The 15,248-nt window shown below is 73.3% G+C and carries 14 protein-coding genes and 1 tRNA gene; 2 read left to right on the forward strand and 13 right to left on the reverse strand.

Going from position 1 to position 15,248, the window contains the following annotated elements:
* Positions 1-3 precede the first annotated feature (3 nt).
* From HUT16_RS07500 to HUT16_RS07555, 12 genes are all read right to left on the reverse strand, one after another.
* Complete coding sequence (locus tag HUT16_RS07500) at positions 4-672, reverse strand: 1-hydroxy-2-methyl-2-butenyl 4-diphosphate reductase (protein ID WP_176186659.1); 669 nt, start codon at positions 670-672, stop codon at positions 4-6.
* Positions 669-2,552: a squalene--hopene cyclase gene (gene shc, locus HUT16_RS07505; RefSeq protein WP_254897685.1), complete on the reverse strand. Its 1,884-nt coding sequence runs from the start codon at positions 2,550-2,552 to the stop codon at positions 669-671. Before shc ends, HUT16_RS07500 begins: the two co-directional genes overlap by 4 nt.
* An 82-nt stretch (positions 2,553-2,634) precedes the next feature.
* A complete protein-coding gene (locus tag HUT16_RS07510) occupies positions 2,635-3,708 on the reverse strand; it encodes a polyprenyl synthetase family protein (protein ID WP_176186663.1) in 1,074 nt (357 codons plus the stop codon).
* Between the two features lie 86 nt (positions 3,709-3,794).
* Positions 3,795-5,192 carry a hydroxysqualene dehydroxylase HpnE gene (gene hpnE, locus HUT16_RS07515; RefSeq protein WP_176186665.1) on the reverse strand — a complete coding sequence of 466 codons (1,398 nt, stop codon included), beginning with the start codon at positions 5,190-5,192 and terminating at the stop codon, positions 3,795-3,797.
* A gap of 94 nt (positions 5,193-5,286) precedes the next feature.
* A complete protein-coding gene (gene hpnD, locus HUT16_RS07520) occupies positions 5,287-6,144 on the reverse strand; it encodes a presqualene diphosphate synthase HpnD (protein WP_176192541.1) in 858 nt (285 codons plus the stop codon).
* 41 nt (positions 6,145-6,185) lie between these two features.
* Positions 6,186-7,112: a squalene synthase HpnC gene (gene hpnC, locus HUT16_RS07525; RefSeq protein WP_254897686.1), complete on the reverse strand. Its 927-nt coding sequence runs from the start codon at positions 7,110-7,112 to the stop codon at positions 6,186-6,188.
* Between the two features lie 186 nt (positions 7,113-7,298).
* Positions 7,299-8,111: an ABC transporter ATP-binding protein gene (locus HUT16_RS07530; protein ID WP_176186667.1), complete on the reverse strand. Its 813-nt coding sequence runs from the start codon at positions 8,109-8,111 to the stop codon at positions 7,299-7,301.
* Positions 8,104-9,075 carry an ABC transporter permease gene (locus tag HUT16_RS07535; RefSeq protein ID WP_176186669.1) on the reverse strand — a complete coding sequence of 324 codons (972 nt, stop codon included), beginning with the start codon at positions 9,073-9,075 and terminating at the stop codon, positions 8,104-8,106. The genes HUT16_RS07530 and HUT16_RS07535 overlap by 8 nt, the downstream gene beginning before the upstream one ends.
* Before the next feature lie 119 nt (positions 9,076-9,194).
* Positions 9,195-10,079, reverse strand: a complete 885-nt coding sequence (locus tag HUT16_RS07540; RefSeq protein ID WP_176186671.1) for a glycosyltransferase family 2 protein — start codon at positions 10,077-10,079, stop codon at positions 9,195-9,197.
* The gene (locus HUT16_RS07545; RefSeq protein WP_254897687.1) at positions 10,076-10,906 is read right to left on the reverse strand and encodes a CDP-alcohol phosphatidyltransferase family protein; all 831 of its coding nucleotides are present in this window, start codon (positions 10,904-10,906) and stop codon (positions 10,076-10,078) included. Before HUT16_RS07545 ends, HUT16_RS07540 begins: the two co-directional genes overlap by 4 nt.
* The gene (locus tag HUT16_RS07550) at positions 10,884-11,945 is read right to left on the reverse strand and encodes an iron-containing alcohol dehydrogenase family protein (RefSeq protein ID WP_176186673.1); all 1,062 of its coding nucleotides are present in this window, start codon (positions 11,943-11,945) and stop codon (positions 10,884-10,886) included. The genes HUT16_RS07545 and HUT16_RS07550 overlap by 23 nt, the downstream gene beginning before the upstream one ends.
* On the reverse strand, positions 11,933-12,688 hold the full coding sequence (locus tag HUT16_RS07555) for a sugar phosphate nucleotidyltransferase (RefSeq protein ID WP_176186675.1): 756 nt from the start codon (positions 12,686-12,688) through the stop codon (positions 11,933-11,935). Before HUT16_RS07555 ends, HUT16_RS07550 begins: the two co-directional genes overlap by 13 nt.
* 454 nt (positions 12,689-13,142) lie before the next feature.
* Here HUT16_RS07555 and idi point away from each other — a divergent pair, with 454 nt between their 5' ends.
* Positions 13,143-13,748, forward strand: a complete 606-nt coding sequence (gene idi / locus HUT16_RS07560; RefSeq protein ID WP_254897688.1) for an isopentenyl-diphosphate Delta-isomerase — start codon at positions 13,143-13,145, stop codon at positions 13,746-13,748.
* 352 nt (positions 13,749-14,100) lie between these two features.
* Here idi and HUT16_RS07565 read toward each other — a convergent pair whose 3' ends face one another.
* Complete coding sequence (locus HUT16_RS07565) at positions 14,101-14,628, reverse strand: ATP-binding protein (protein WP_254898261.1); 528 nt, start codon at positions 14,626-14,628, stop codon at positions 14,101-14,103.
* A 477-nt stretch (positions 14,629-15,105) separates the two neighbouring features.
* Between HUT16_RS07565 and HUT16_RS07570 the strand changes: the two genes are divergently transcribed.
* Positions 15,106-15,193: transfer RNA gene (locus HUT16_RS07570), tRNA-Leu, on the forward strand.
* The last annotated feature ends 55 nt before the right edge of the window (positions 15,194-15,248 follow it).

Genomic DNA, 15,248 nt, shown 5'->3' on the forward strand with positions numbered 1-15,248 from the left:
GACTTAGCTCGCCTCCTGGGGGAGCGTCGAGGGCTGTGGGTTCGTCGGCGGGGCGGGCGCGGCGACGGCCTGCCGGTGCCACGCGGTGAGGGCGGGGACGGCGGCGCGCAGGGCCCGCCAGGCGCGCACCCCGGCCGGCAGGGTGCCGGGGCGGATCAGTTCCCGCTCGGGCGTGTCGACGACCACCCGCAGCACGGCGGCGGGCAGGTCGGGGGCGTACGCGGCCCGGGCGGCCAGCACGGCGGCGGCCTCCATGTCGACGGCGAGCGCGCCCCCGGNGTGCAGCCGGGCCCGTTCGGCGCCGCGCACCACGTGGTCGGCGGTGCGATGGGTGCCGAGGTGGGCCCGCAGGCCCGCCTCCTCCAGGGCGGTGGCCAGCGCGGGCGCGGAGGCCAGCGGGTGGTCGCCGCCCTCGGCGTCGGTGACCCGGTCGGCGACGATCACCTCGCCGGAGCGCACCCCCGGCCCGAGCGCGGCGCCGAACCCGGCGACCAGCAGCGCGCCGTAGCCGCCCGCGTCGAGCAGCGCGGCGGCCCGGTCGCCGGCGGACTTGCGGCCCATGCCGGTGCGGGCCAGCACCGGGGGGCCGCCGGCCGCGCCGGACCAGTCGCCGCCGCGCAGCGCCCAGGCCTCCGGCGCGAGCGCGCACAGCACCAGCAGCGGGGCGGTCATCGTCCGCCCCCCTGGCCGAGCGGGGCGTCCTGCACGTAGCGGCCGAGCGCGGTGACCGGGAAGACCAGGCGGTACAGGTGGTAGTTGATGGAGAAGTCCCAGGGGAATCCGGTGCCGGTGAACTGGGGTTCGTCCCACGTCCCGTCGGGGCGCTGGGTCGCGGTGAGCCAGCCGATGCCGCGCTCGACCGCCGCGGAGTCGCGCTCGCCGGCGGCCAGCAGCGCCATCAGCGCCCAGGCGGTCTGCGAGGCGGTGGACTCGCCGCGGCCGGCCCAGGTGGCCGGGTCCTCGTAGGAGCGCATGTCCTCGCCCCAGCCGCCGTCCGGGTTCTGCCGGTCGGCCAGCCAGGCGACGGCGCGGCGGACCGAGGAGTGGTTGCGGCTCACCCCGGCGGCGATCAGGGCGGGCACCACCGAGCCGGTGCCGTAGATGTAGTTGGTGCCCCAGCGGCCGAACCAGGAGCCGTCGGCCTCCTGGTGGCGCAGCAGCCAGACGACGCCGCGCCGGGTGCGCGGGTCGCGGATGCGGCCGGTCTCGGCGAGCATCTCCACCACGTGCGCGGTGACGTCCGCCGAGGGCGGGTCGATGACCTCGCCGAAGTCGCAGAACGGCAGCCGGTTGGGGAGCTTGCTGGTGTTGTCGGCGTCGAAGGCGCCCCAGGCGCCGTCCTTGGACTGCATGCCGAGGTTCCAGTCGACGGCCCGTTCGACCGCGCCGGCCAGCCGCTCGCGGTCGGGGTGGTCGATCCGGCGCAGCGCGAGGACCACCTCGGCGGTGTCGTCGACGTCCGGGTAGGTGTCGTTCTGGAACTCGAAGGCCCAGCCGCCGGGGGCCAGCCGGGGGCGTTTGACGGCCCAGTCGCCGCGGGTGGTGATCTCCTCGCCGAGCATCCAGTCGCCGGCCCGGACCAGGGCGGGGTGGTCGCCGGGCAGTCCGGCGTCGCGCAGCGCGATGGCGGCCAGGCAGGTGTCCCAGACCGGGGACTGGCAGGCCTCCAGCCAGCGCTTGCCGTCCTCGGTGTGGACGGTGAAGGAGTCGAAGGCGGCGAGTCCGGCCTTCATCACCGGGTGGTCGAGCCGGTAGCCGAGCAGCCGCAGCGCGATCAGCGAGTAGACGGCGGGCGGCTGGATGCCGCCCCAGCAGCCGTCGGCCTCCTGCCGTTCGACGATCCAGGCGGCGGCCTGCCGCAGCGCCAGGCGGCGCAGCGGTTTGATGGCGTGCCGGCGGTAGCGGTGCATCAGCTGGTCGAGGCGCTGGAACAGGCCGTCCCAGCTGTGCGCGGGGGCCAGCGGCCGGCGCGGGTACGGGTCGGCCGGGTCGGTGTGCAGTTCGGCGAGGCCGAACGGGGCGGGGCGGACCGGGCGGTGCGCGGAGACCACGGTGAGCGGGACGATGGTCTGCCGGGCCCACTGGCCGAAGGAGTAGATGTTCAGCGGTGCCCAGCTGGGCAGGAACAGCACCTCGGGGGGCAGCTCGGGGAGCTCCTCCCAGGGCCACCAGCCGAACAGGGCGAGCCAGATCCGGGTGAACACCCGGCTGGCGGCGATGCCGCCGCGTTCGCGGACGAAGGCGGCGGCGGCCCGCATGTGCGGGGCGTCCGCGGCGTCCCCGGCGAGCCGGAGGGCCACGTACGCCTCGACGGTGGTGGAGAGTTCGGGCGGGCCGCCGTGGAAGGTGGTCCAGGTGCCGTCCTCCCGCTGCCGGGAGCGGATCCAGGCCGCGGTGGCCCGGGTCTGCTCCTCGGTGCGGATTCCGAGGAACTCCCGGAGCAGCAGGTCTTCGGCGTCCATGGTGACGTTGGTCTCCAGGTCGCCCTTCCACCAGCCGTCGGCGTGCTGGAGTGACAGCAGGTGCGCGGTGGCGCGGCTGAGCGCCGCCACTGGTGAGGAATCGTCAGATCGTGTTACTGCAACTGAGGTTTGGGGTCCGAGCCTTCCACCCGCGGTTGCTGTCACTCTTACGTCACCTCTCTCTGACCACCACGAATTCGGCGAGTGCGACGAAGTGCTCGCGCACCTCGTCGGCCATGGGCACCTCGCCGAGCGCGGCGAGGGCGGTGTCGTACTGGCGGCGGGCCTCTTCCTGCGTCCAGGCCCGGCCGCCGGCCTTCTCGATCAGCGCGGCGCGGGCGGCGAGCACCTGCTCGCTCTCCTCGCCGCGGCCGGTCGGGTCGGCCAGCTGTGCGGCCAGCTCGCGGGAGGCGGCGCCCCCCTCGGCCAGCGCGGCGCACACCGGCAGCGACTTCTTCCGCGACTGGAGGTCGCTCCAGTGCGGCTTTCCGGTCACTTCGGTGGCGCCCCAGATGCCCAGCAGGTCGTCCACCGCCTGGAACGCGAGCCCCAGGTGGTGGCCGTACCGCTGGAGCGCGTCGGACACCCGGTCGTCGGCGCCGGCCAGCACCGCGCCGATCGCCGCCGAGGCCGCCAGCAGGGCGCCGGTCTTGCCGCCCTCCATGGCCAGGCACTCCTCGACCGTCACCGCGTCGCGCTGCTCGAAGGAGACGTCCAGCGCCTGGCCGTCGATCAGCCGCCGGGTGGCGGTGGTGATCAGCCGGACCGCGCGGGCGGCGTCGGCCGGGTCGGCCCCGCCGGTCACCGCGGCGTCCAGCAGGACCTCGGTGCCGAGGGTGGCCAGCGCGTCGCCGACCAGCACGGCCTGCGCCGGGCCGAACACCGTCCAGGCGGTGGCCCGGTGCCTGCGCGTCTCGTCGCCGTCCATCAGGTCATCATGGAGGAGGGAGAAATTGTGCACCAGCTCGACCGACACGCCGCCGGGTACGCCCACCTGCGCGTTCGCGCCCACCGCTTCGGCCGACAGCAGGGCCAGCGCCGGGCGCACGGCCTTGCCGCCGTCGCCCGCGGCGGGCTTGCCGTCCCGGTCGATCCAGCCGAAGTGGTAGGCGGCGACGGTGTCCATCGGTGCCGCCAAACGGGCGACGGCCGCGCGCATCGGCGGCGTGCAGAGCGTGCGCCCGCGCGCCAGCAGGTCCAGGACGGTCGGGGTGTCCTCGACCGTCGAGCCGGTGCGTGCCTCCACGTGCGTTCCCTCTCGGTACGTCCGGCCGACCGCGGCGGGCGGCCGGACTGGTGCGGTGTCAGTGGTCGGGGGGCGGGGGCTCGGCGTCATCGGGGCCACCGCCCGTCCCCCCGGTCGACCGGGAGCCGGCCGTGGCCGGCCAGGGCGGCGTCGGCCGCAGCGTGTCCGCTGCGCACCGCACCCTCCATGGTCGCTGGCCAACCGGTGGCCGTCCAGGACCCGGCGAGCAGGACGCCGGGCAGCCCGGTGCGCGCGCCGGGGCGCAGCGCGGCGGTGCCGGGCGCCGGGTCGAACGTCGCGGTGCGCTCCCGGGTGACGAAGAAGTCCAGCACCCGGGCGCCGCGGGCGGCGGGCAGCAGCCGCTCCAGCTCCGGCAGGTAGCGGGCGCGCAGCTCGGCGACCGGCAGGTCGATCTCGTCCTCGACCGCGGACTGCGAGACGGCGAGGTACTGGGCGCCGGGGACGTCCAGGCCGGAGTGCCGGGTGCGGTCGAAGACGAACTGCACCGGGGAGCCGAGCGCCGCGAAGAACGGGCGGCGGATCAGCGGCCGGTCGTAGACCGCGTGCACGTTGAGGATCGGGGCGGTGCCGAGCTCGGTCAGCCGGTGCTGGGCCGGGATCGCGCCGGACGGCAGCAGGGCGGCCGCGGTGTCCTGGGCGCCGGCCAGCACCACGGTGTCGGCGGTGAGCAGTTCGCCGCCCTCCAGCCGGACGGCGTGCTGCTCGGCGGCCTTCAGCTCGGCGGCCCTGGTGCGCAGCAGCACCCGGACGCCGGCCCGCTCCAGTTCGGCCGCGGCCCGGTCGTGGTGGATCTCGCCGAGCGGGACGTTGGCCATCCCGATGTCGGCGGCGCCCGCCTCGGAGAGCAGGCCGGTCTTGAAGACCATCGCGGCCAGCGCCATCGAGGTGCGGTCGGCGGTGGCGTTCAGGGTGGCCACGCCGACCAGGTCCCAGACGGCGGCCACGGTGGCCGGGGTCTGGCCGTGCCGGCGCAGCCACTCGCCGAAGGAGAGGTCGTCCAGCGCCGGGTCGGCGAGGTCGAGCCGCTGCAGGGCGAGCGCGCCGCGCACCACCCGCAGCCGGTCGGCCGGGCCGAGGTGCCGGTAGGCGGCGAGGCTGCCGGCCAGGTGCAGCGGGACGGGCAGGTCGGCGCGGCGCAGCCGGCCCAGGCGGCGGGTGCCGTCGGGGGCGACGGAGAGCACCGGCACGTCCAGCCGGGGCTGGAGGTCGACCAGGGCGTTCGCGCCGAGCCGGTCGACCAGGCCGCGGTAGGCGGTGCAGCAGCGCAGGTAGACGTGCTGGCCGTTGTCGACGGTCAGTTCGCCGCGCTTGAAGGAGAAGGCCAGTCCGCCGAGCCGGGGACGGGCCTCCAGCAGGGTGGTGCGCACGCCCGCGTCGGCGAGGCGGAGGGCGGCGGTGATGCCGGCCAGGCCGCCGCCGACGACCACGGCGGTGCGCTCGCGCGGCACTGTCGGCGTGCTCATCGACCCTCCCGGAAGGCGGTGGACGGTGGGCACAACAACGTGCGCATGCGTCGTGATTCCCCGTTGACACAGCGTGACAGAACTGGCGCGAGAATCAAGAACGCCCTCCGGCGAGCCCGGACAGTGCCACGTACGCCTTCTCCCAGCCGGGCAGCGAGACCCGGCCGCGGAGCACCGCGTGCGGGTCGGCGGCGATCCGGCCGAGCAGGCGGTGGTAGATGCCGGCCATGGCGGCGGTGGCGGCGCGGCTGCGGCGGTCGAGCATCGGCAGCAGCCGCAGGCCCTCCTCGAAGGCGCGCTGGGCGCGTTCGGCCTCGAAGGCGACCAGGCCGGTGAAGTCGGCGCCGGCCGGGAGGGCGGGGAGGGCGAAGCCCTGCTGGCAGCCGAACCGGACCAGGTCCTCGGTGGGCAGGTAGGTGCGGCCGTTCAGGGCGTCCTCGCGCAGGTCGCGCAGGATGTTGGTGAGCTGCAGGGCCAGGCCGAGGGTGTCGGCGTACTCCTCGCCGCGCTCGCGGTCCTCGCAGCCGTAGATGCCCAGCGAGAGCCGGCCGATCGAGCCGGCCACGCAGCGGCAGTAGACCTTGAGGTCGTCGAAGGTGGCGTACTCGACGCCCTTGAGGTCCATCTCGACGCCGTCGACCAGTTCGTCGAAGCCGCCCAGCGGGATCGGGAAGCGGCGGGCCGCGTCCGCCAGCGCGACCTTGATCGGGTCGGTGTCGTCCTCGCCGACCGCGCCGGCCCGGACCTCGTCCAGCAGGACGCGGGTGCGGGCCAGTGCGTCGGCCTTCTGCTCGGCGGGCAGTTCGCCGTCGCCGATGTCGTCGACCCGGCGGGCCAGCGCGTACAGCGCCGACATCGCCAGCCGCTTGGCCTCGGGCAGCAGCCGGATGCCGTAGCTGAAGTTGCGGGCCTGCAGGGCGGTGACCGCCTCGCAGTACCGGTAGGCCGCCATGACCGGCGCGGACGCCAGTGGTGATGCCCCCACGCGGGCGCTCACCTTCCCTTCGCGAAGAGTGCCGCCGCCCGGCCGGCCAGGCGGCGCTTGTCGGGCTTCGCCCGGTGCGCGAGCACGTCGAACCCGGCCGCCTCGATGGCGTCCAGGGCCGCGTACCCGCCGGCGGTGAATCCCGCCAGCAGCAGTCGGAGCCTCCCGTGAACCGTACCCACCAGCGGCGCGCCGCGGTCGAGCAGGGTCCGGGCCCGGCTCGCCTCCCAGGCGATCAGCTGGCGCACGCCGCGGGAGGCGGTGTCCGCGGCGAGGTCGTCCTCGGTGACGCCGAAGGCCGCCAGGTCCTCCTGGGGGAGGTAGATCCGGCCGCGGCCGAGGTCCTCGGCGACGTCCTGGAGGTGCTCGACGACCTGCAGCGCGGTGCAGATCGCGTCGGACAGCTCGATCCGCCCGGGGGTGGCGCGGCCGGCCAGGGCGAGCACCAGGCGGCCGACCGGGTCGGCGGACAGGGTGCAGTAGTGCCGCAGGTCGGCGTAGGTCGGGTACCGGGTGGTGGTCTGGTCCACCCGGTTGGCCTCGATCAGGCGGCGGAACGGCTCGGGCGTGACGGCGTGCCGCTCGACCAGCGGGACCAAGGCGCGCATCAGCGGGTGCCGGGGCTCGCCCGGGTCGGTGCCCAGGACGGTGCCGTGCGGGGCCGGGTCGTCGCCGAGGGCGGTGGCGAAGACCCGGTCGAGGTCCCGTTCCAGGCCGTCCAGCAGGGCGAGCCGGAAGCCGTCGTCGCCGGGGTCGCCCGGGACGTCCAGCAGCCGGGCGGCGGCGGCCGGGTCGGCGAGGTCGCCGTCGCCGGCGTCGTCGACCAGTCGGGCGAAGCCGTAGACCGCCATCAGGTCGCCGCGCCAGGCGGCGGGCAGGAAGCCGGGGGCGACCGGGAAGTTCTCCAGGTCGGCCTTGTCCAGCGTCACCGCCACTGTCTGGTTATCTGACTTAGTTGAATCCGACACTGCCGTCACTCCCCCGTTCTACACCGGTCCGCACCGCCACCGCGCCACGGACACGCATCCGTCGCCGCGCCTTCACCCGCCGCACGCCGCAGGGCCGGTGCCCGGGGATCGGCTCCCCGTGCACCGGCCCTGCGCCGTGCGGACCGCCCCCGCTCAGGGGCGCTCGCCCTTCTCGTAGCGACGGACCACCTCGTCGGTGTGCCCGTCCATGATCAGCTCGCCGTGCTCGATCCAGATCGTGCGCTCGCAGGTCTCGCGGATCGCGTTGTTGTCGTGGCTGACCAGGAAGACCGTGCCGGCCTCCTTGCGCAGCTCGTTGATCCGGGCCTTCGAGCGCTGCTGGAAGCCCTGGTCGCCGGTGGCGAGCGCCTCGTCGATCAGCAGCACGTCGTGGGTCTTCGCCGCCGCGATGGAGAACCGCAGGCGGGCGCCCATGCCGGAGGAGTAGGTGCGCATCGGCAGCGAGATGAAGTCGCCCTTCTCGTTGATGCCCGAGAAGTCGACGATGCCCTGGTAGCGCTTGCGCACCTCGGTCGGGGACATGCCCATCGCCAGGCAGCCCAGCACCACGTTGCGCTCGCCGGTCAGGTCGTTCATCAGCGCCGCGTTGACGCCCAGCAGCGAGGGCTGGCCCTGGGTGTAGATGCCGCCCCGCTCGGTCGGCAGCAGGCCGGCGATGGCCGCCAGCATGGTCGACTTGCCGGAGCCGTTCGAGCCGATCAGGCCGATCGCCTCGCCCTTGTACGCGGTGAAGCTGATGCCGCGCACCGCGTGCACCTCGCGGATGGTGGGCGACTTCTTGCGGGTGATGATCCGGCTCAGCGCCGAGGTGGCGCTGCCCTTCCCGGAGCCCGCGCCGTGCACCTTGTAGACGATGTGCACATCGTCCACCACCACGGTGGGGACCTGGGCCTGGTTGTCCACCACGGTGGTCTCCTTGACGGTGTCGAGAGCTGCGTCAGCCACGGCCGTACTCCTCCTCGGCCTTCCAGAAGAACACGAAGCCGAGGACGAAGGCGACGACCGCCCAGGTGCCGGCCATGATCCAGATGTGGTCCGGCAGGATCAGCGCCTTCGGCAGCTGGTGGCCCTGCGCGTCGTAGCCGCCCGGGTACTTGTGCGGGTTGAAGCTGTCCGGCATGAACGCGTAGCGCATCAGGTCCATGTAGACCGTGGCCGGGTTCCAGGAGTAGACCGTCTGCCAGATCTGCGGCCAGGTCTGGATGTAGCCGGAGACCGAGTACATGACGCCGGAGACGTACATCCAGGTGCGCAGCAGGAAGGGCATCAGCTGCGAGATGTCGGAGGTCTTGGCGCCGATCCGGGCCATCACCATGGCCAGGCCGGTGTTGAACAGCGACTGCAGCACCAGCGCCGGGATGATCAGGATCCAGGTCATCGCGGGCATGATCCCGCTGATCAGCACGATCGCGACCAGCACCACCATCGAGATCAGCAGCTGCTGGAGCTGGATCACGGTGAAGGCGATCGGCAGCGAGGCGCGCGGGAAGTGCAGCGCCCGGATCAGGCCGAGGTTGTCGGAGATCGACCGGGTGCCGGCCTGGATCGCGCTCTGCGAGAACTGGAAGACGAAGACGCCGATGCACAGCCAGGCGATGTACACCGGGACGCCGTCCCGGCTCTTCATGATCACGCCGAAGACCAGGTAGAACACCGCGCAGTTCAGCAGCGGGGTGAGCACCTGCCAGAGCTGACCCAGCTTGGCGGTGGTGTACTGCGCGACCAGGCGGGCGGTGGCGAAGGCGCTGATGAAGCTGCGCCGGGCCCAGAGCTGGCGGACGTACTGCGGCAGGCTCGGCCGCTTGCCGCTGACGGACAACCCGTACTTGTCCGCCAGCTGCTTCGGGGTCAGACCCGCGTCGGAACCCCTTGGTGCGGAGAGGTTGACCGGGTCACTCAGTGTCGACACATTCGTCCTTCAGGGGGTCGTCATCCCCCGCCCCGGGGGGACGGGACGGGGGACCGGGGCGTACCACGGGGAGCTCTGGTCTGCTCGCGGCCTGCTCGGGGAGGGCCGATCGGCCGCGATCAGATGATTGGCGGTCTGCCGAGCCTGGTCAAGCGCCAGACGGTGGACCACTTCATCGGCCGGCGCGGACCGCAGGGCTCGCTCCAGCCTGCCCGGAACCCGCCGAGCCAGGCCCGCAGGCCCTCCTTGGAGGGTCGTCGGAGCACGGTCAGCAGGAACCAGGTTCCCAGGTAGAGAGGCACCAGCGGGGCCGGAAGGTTCCGCCGGGCCAGCCACACCCGGTTGCGCGCCACGTTGTGGAAGTAGGCGGCGTGCCGGGCCGGGGAGGTGGCGGGGTGGTGCAGCACCACGTCCGGGCGGTAGTCGATCGACCAGCCGGCGTCCAGCGCGCGCCAGGCCAGGTCGGTCTCCTCGTGCGCGTAGAAGAACTCCGCCGGCAGCTGCCCGGCCTGCGGGAACACCGCGCTGCGCACCGCGCTGGCGCCGCCCAGGAAGGTGGTGACCCGGGAGCCCTGCATCGGGTCGCTGGCGCGCAGCCGGGGCACGTGCCGGCGCTGGGTGGTGCCGGTCTCCGGGTCGGCGATCCGGAACGAGACGATGCCCAGGCCCGGATCGGCGGCGAACGCCTCGCGCAGCAGCGCCGCCGAGTCGGTGTTCGGCAGCAGGCCGTCGTCGTCCAGGAAGAGCACCGCGTCGACGTCCCGGCCGTCCGGGCCGAACAGCTCGATGCCGACGTTGCGGCCGCCCGGGATGCCCAGGTTCTCCGGCAGCTCGACGCTCCGCACGCCCTCCGGCAGGACGGGGAGCGGGGCGCCGTTGCCGACCACCGCCAGCTCCACCGGCGGGCCCTGCTGGGCGCGTACCGACTCGATCAGGGCGTTCAGCTCGGCGGGGCGGTTGCCCATCGTGATGATGACCGCGCCGAGGCGGAAGTCGTCGCTCATCGCAGCCTGCTGGACAGGACGATCGACAGCAGGTGCAGGACGGTCTGCAGCACCGCGATGGCGGCCAGCACCACGACCGCGAGCCGGGTGAAGAACAGGTCGCCGCGGACGGCGTCGGCGATGCCGGCGGCCAGGATGAACAGCGAGGCCTCGACCGCGCCGACCAGGCGGTGGAACTTGAGCAGCGAGGCGGCCCGGCGGGCCTTGGCCACCGCGGTGGAGCGCGGCACCGAGGCGCTGTCCTCGACGGCGGTCATCCCGGAGCGGGCCCGGGCCACGTCGACCAGGTCGGTCTCGGACTTGATCAGGATCGCGCCGAGCGCGGCCAGCGTGCCCAGGAAGGCCCACTGCCAGGCGGCGTGCGCGCCCTCGCGGTGGAACAGGTCGGCGGCGCGCAGGCCCAGGCCGGTCAGCAGCGCGGCCTCGGACATGTAGTGGCCGACCCGGTCCAGGTAGACGCCGGTCAGCGAGGTCTGCCGGCGCCAGCGGGCCACCTCGCCATCCACGCAGTCCAGCAGCAGGTAGACCTGGATCAGCAGGGCGCCGAGGACCGCGCCGGCCAGGCCGGGCACCAGCAGCGCGACACCGGCCAGGATGCCGGTGAGCATCATCAGGTAGGTCAGGCCGTTGGGCGTGATCGCCGTGACGGTCGACAGGACCCGGGTGATCCGCAGCGAGATCCTCCGCATGTAGAGGCGGCCGGCCCAGTGCTCGGCACTGCGGCGCTGCAGCATCCCCTCGGGGTGGATCACCGCCCGCAGTTCCTCGATCGACGGGCGCCGGGTGAGGTCGACCGGCGGGCGTTCAGCTGTTGACGGCTTGGACATAGTCGGCGTACGCGTCCCTGATGTCTGTGGCGGAGAGGTCGAGGTGTTCGAGGATGGTGAAGCGCCCCGGTCTGGTGTTCGGAGCGTAGTGCACCGCTTCGGTGAACTCCGCGTCGGTGAAGCCGAGCTGATCGGCGGTCACCGGCAGGCCGTGGAAGCGCAGGCGCTCCACGATCAGCCCGGACAGCTCCCGTTCGCCCCGCAGGTGGCAGGCGAAGGCGGCGCCGAGGCCGACCTGCTCACCGTGCTGGCCGGGCCGCCTGGGGTGCAGTTCGACCAGGGCGTGCGAGATCTCGTGGCAGGCGCCCGAACTGGGCCGGGTGCTGCCCGCGATGTTCATCGCGATGCCGGACAGTACCAGGGCTTCCGCGAGCGTCGTCAGCAGGTCCGGGTCATCCAGGGTGCCGGGGTGCCGGAGCAGGTTCTCGCCGGCCGACCGGGCCATCGCGACGGCGAGCCCGTCGACCGGCTCGCCGGTCACCGCGTGCGAGAGCTCCCAGTCCGCGCAGGCGGAGATGTTGGAGACCGCGTCGCCGATCCCGGCCGCCACGAACTGCTTCGGGGCCTTGGCGATCACGTCCAGGTCGACGACGATGCCGATCGGGCTGGGCACGCCGTAGGAGCCCCGGCCGGCGTCGTTGTCGAGGGTGGAGACCGGGGAGCACAGGCCGTCGTGGGCCAGGTTGGTGGCGACCGCGACCACCGGCAGGCCGACCCGCGCCGCGGCGTACTTCGCCACGTCGATGATCTTGCCGCCGCCGAGGCCGACCAGGGCGTCGTAGTGCCCGCGGCGAATCTCGTCGGTCAGCCGGACCGCGCTGTCCAGGGTGCCGTCGGCGACCTGGTACCAGTCGGCGCCGGGCAGCGCGGGCTCCAGCCGCTCGCGCAGCAGCGCGCCGGAGCCGCCGCTGATCGCCACCGCGATCCGGCCGCCGGCCGACAGCCGCCGGTCGGCGAGGATGCCCCCCAGTGCGTCCAGGGCGCCCGCGCGGATCTCCACGAAGACCGGCGAGGGCACCAGGCGGGTCAGTACTGGCACGCGATCTCCCGGGCCTTGGCGAGGTCGTCGTGGTTGTCGACCTCGACCCAGGAGACCTCGCCGATCGGCTGCACGTCGACGGTCAGGCCGCGGTCGACCATCTCCTGGTAGCCGTCCTCGTAGTACAGCTGCGGGTCGCGCTCGTAGACCGCCTTGAGCGCGTCGGCGAGGGCGTCGGCCGCGGACGGGTTGATCACGGTGACGCCGATGTACTCGCCGGTGGCGTCCTGCGGGTCCATCAGCTTGGTGATCCGGCGCACCCCCAGCTCGGGGTCGACGACGACCTTCATCTCCTCGTCGGCGAGCTTCTTCACGGTGTCCAGCGCGAGCAGGATGCCGGGGGCCCGGCCCTCCTTGATCCGCAGGTCGTTGCCGTCCAGCATGGTGCGCTGCACCGAGGCGGGGTGCACGGTGTCGCCGTTGGCGAGCAGCAGGCCCTCGGCGAACAGCTCGCGGGCGCACCACAGCGAGTAGGCGTTGTTCCACTCCTCGGCCTTGTCGTTCTCGACCAGGGTGAGCTTCACGCCGTACTTCTGCTCCAGCGCCCGCTTGCGCTCCTGCACCGCCTCCTTGCGGTAGCCGACCACGATCGCGGCCTCCCGCAGCCCGACCTCGGCGAAGTTCCCGAGCGTCAGGTCGAGCACCGTCCGCTCGCCGTCGACCGGCACCAGTGCCTTGGGCAGGGTGTCGGTGTACGGACGGAGCCGGCGGCCGGCGCCGGCGGCCAGGACGAGGCCGATCATGCGGGACTCCAGGGGTTCTCTCGGGTGCCGCGCGGCGCCGTTCCGGGTCGGACGTACCGTGCGGGTCTGCTGCGGCCGCGGCTGCGGCGCGCCGGGTGGGCGGCCACTGCGGGCCGTCCGGTGCCACTGATGGTAGGCGACCTCGACGACCTGCCAGAACGCGGCCCGGGCGGTTCGGTGATCGTTCCCGGGAACCCGGTGAACGCCCGGTGACCGGGGACGACCACGGGTCGAACACTTCTGCCAGTGGTCCCGCCCTCCCCCACCGGGGTGTGCGTCGCGGCCCCGCGCCGGGCGGGCCATGCGGCAGACTTGGGCCCCGACGCCGTCGGCGGACCGGCCGGTCCGGGCCGACGCGCGTGCAGCCGACCCCAAGGAACGGGGCGGGCGGCCCCGGAGACCACGGCCCGGGGCCGGCGTCCCCGGTCCACGTGCCGAAAGGGGCATTGTGCCCATGAGCCCTGCTGTCAGCCCGACCGAGGCCCTCTCGCCGGAACTCGCCTCCCCTTCCGGGGCCGCACCGGGCGAGATCCTGCTGGAACTGGTCGACGACGACGGCGTGACCATCGGGACCGGCGAGAAGCTCTGGGCCCACCAGCAGCCGGGCCGGCTGCACCGGGCGTTCTCGGTCTTCCTGTTCGACCGCCAGGGCCGGCTGCTGCTCCAGCGCCGCGCCCTCGGCAAGTACCACTCCCCCGGTGTCTGGTCGAACACCTGCTGCGGCCACCCCTACCCCGGCGAGCAGCCCTTCCTGGCCGCCGCCCGCCGCACCACGGAGGAGCTCGGCGCCGCGCCGGCCCTGCTCTGCGAGGCGGGCAACGTCCGCTACGACCTGCCGGACGAGGCGTCCGGGCTGATCGAGCGGGAGTGGAACCACCTCTTCGTCGGGTTGGTCACCGCCGAGCTGGACCCGGACCCGGACGAGATCGAGGACACCCGCTTCGTGACTGCGGCGGAGCTGCGCGAGCTGCGGGCCGAGAAGCCGTTCTCGGTGTGGTTCGAGACCGTCTTCGAGGCGGCGCTGCCGGGGATTCGGGAGATCGCCGGGCACGATTGGTGATGCGGCATCGGTGATGCGTCACTGGTTGATGTGTCACTGGTTGATGTGTCACCGGTGACGCGTTATCCGTGTCGCGTCATTCGTGACGCGACATCGGTGACGCGACATCAGTGGCACGACATCGGCGGCGCGAGGTCGGTGACGCGACGTGAATGACGCGACATCGATGACTCGACATTGGTGCCGCGACATCCGTGATGCGACACGGGTGGTTCAGCACGGATGTCGTGTCATCGATGCTGCGGCACGGGTGTCGCGACACCGATGCTGCGGCAACTGGTGACGCGACATCGGTGACATGGCACCGGCGCGTTCGGGCGGCCCCGGCGCGGCAGACGGCGGTGGGCCGGGCTCAGTAGTCGGGGTCGTCGTCGAGGTCGTCGAGGTCGGCCCCGACGCCCGGCCCGGGGGCGCCCGCGCCGGGGAGCGGCAGGCTGGCCCAGATCACCTTGCCGCCGCCCTCGGTGCGCTCCACGTCGCACTCGCCGCCGGCCTGCAGGGTGATGCTCTTGACCAGCAGCAGTCCGCGGCCGCCGGGGCGGGCGGGGTCGTTCTCCTGGGCCTTGGGGCGGTAGGGGTGGCCGTCGACCACCGAGATCCGGACCCGGTCGGGGTCGATGGCGAGTTCGCAGACCACCTCGGGCGAGAGCACCGCGGCGTGGGTGACGGCGTTGGAGACCAGCTCGGAGACGATCAGCAGCAGGTCGTCCACCAGCTCCTGGTAGCGCTGTCCGGCCATTCCCTGGGCCAGCAGCCGGTCGCGCACGGCGTGTCTGGTGCGGGGCACCGACGCCTCGTGGGAGACCGCCGAGAAGCGCCACACGCCGGTTTCGGGTCCGGGGCCGGGTTCGCGGCCGGGCCACCAGGTCGCGGTGTCCAAGGCCGCCTTGTCCGTCTGTTCCACTGCACGCCGCCCTTCACGCGGTGACGGGAGGCTCCCGCGCCGGGGTCCGGCCGGCGGCGGCTGTCGGGAATCGGGCGTTCCGCTCAAGGCTCCCTGGTTCACAGAGGCTAGGAGAGCACCACCCGATGACCCACGCCGGGACTGGAACTACGCGTGTCGTGAAGGTTCCCGACCGATTCGGTGCGTGTTGTGCGCCGTCCTGGCCGGTCGCTTCACACCCGGGGCTCACTGTTGCCGCCAGAACGCGCGTCCGAAATCGTCCGCACCCCCGTCACCAGGGCAATCGCCCTCCGGACGGCCCACCCGTCGTCCGGCTTGTCCGGTTCTGCCCCGATCCCTCGCCGATGGCCGTCCGGACCCCCGAAAACGCAGGTGAGAAGCACTCCCCGGGCCTGGTAGTGTTCTCTCTGTCGCCAGGGGGCAGCCGAAAGGAAGCCCCGAGGTGAACACCCGGTCCGGGTGGCGGAATGGCAGACGCGCTAGCTTGAGGTGCTAGTGCCCTTTATCGGGCGTGGGGGTTCAAGTCCCCCCTCGGACACCAGTGTGAGACCCCTGCTTCGGCGGGGGTCTTCTGCTTTTCCGGCTGGGCCGCCCCC

The sequence above is a fragment of the Kitasatospora sp. NA04385 genome (genome assembly GCF_013364235.1).
Classification (GTDB): Bacteria; Actinomycetota; Actinomycetes; order Streptomycetales; family Streptomycetaceae; genus Kitasatospora.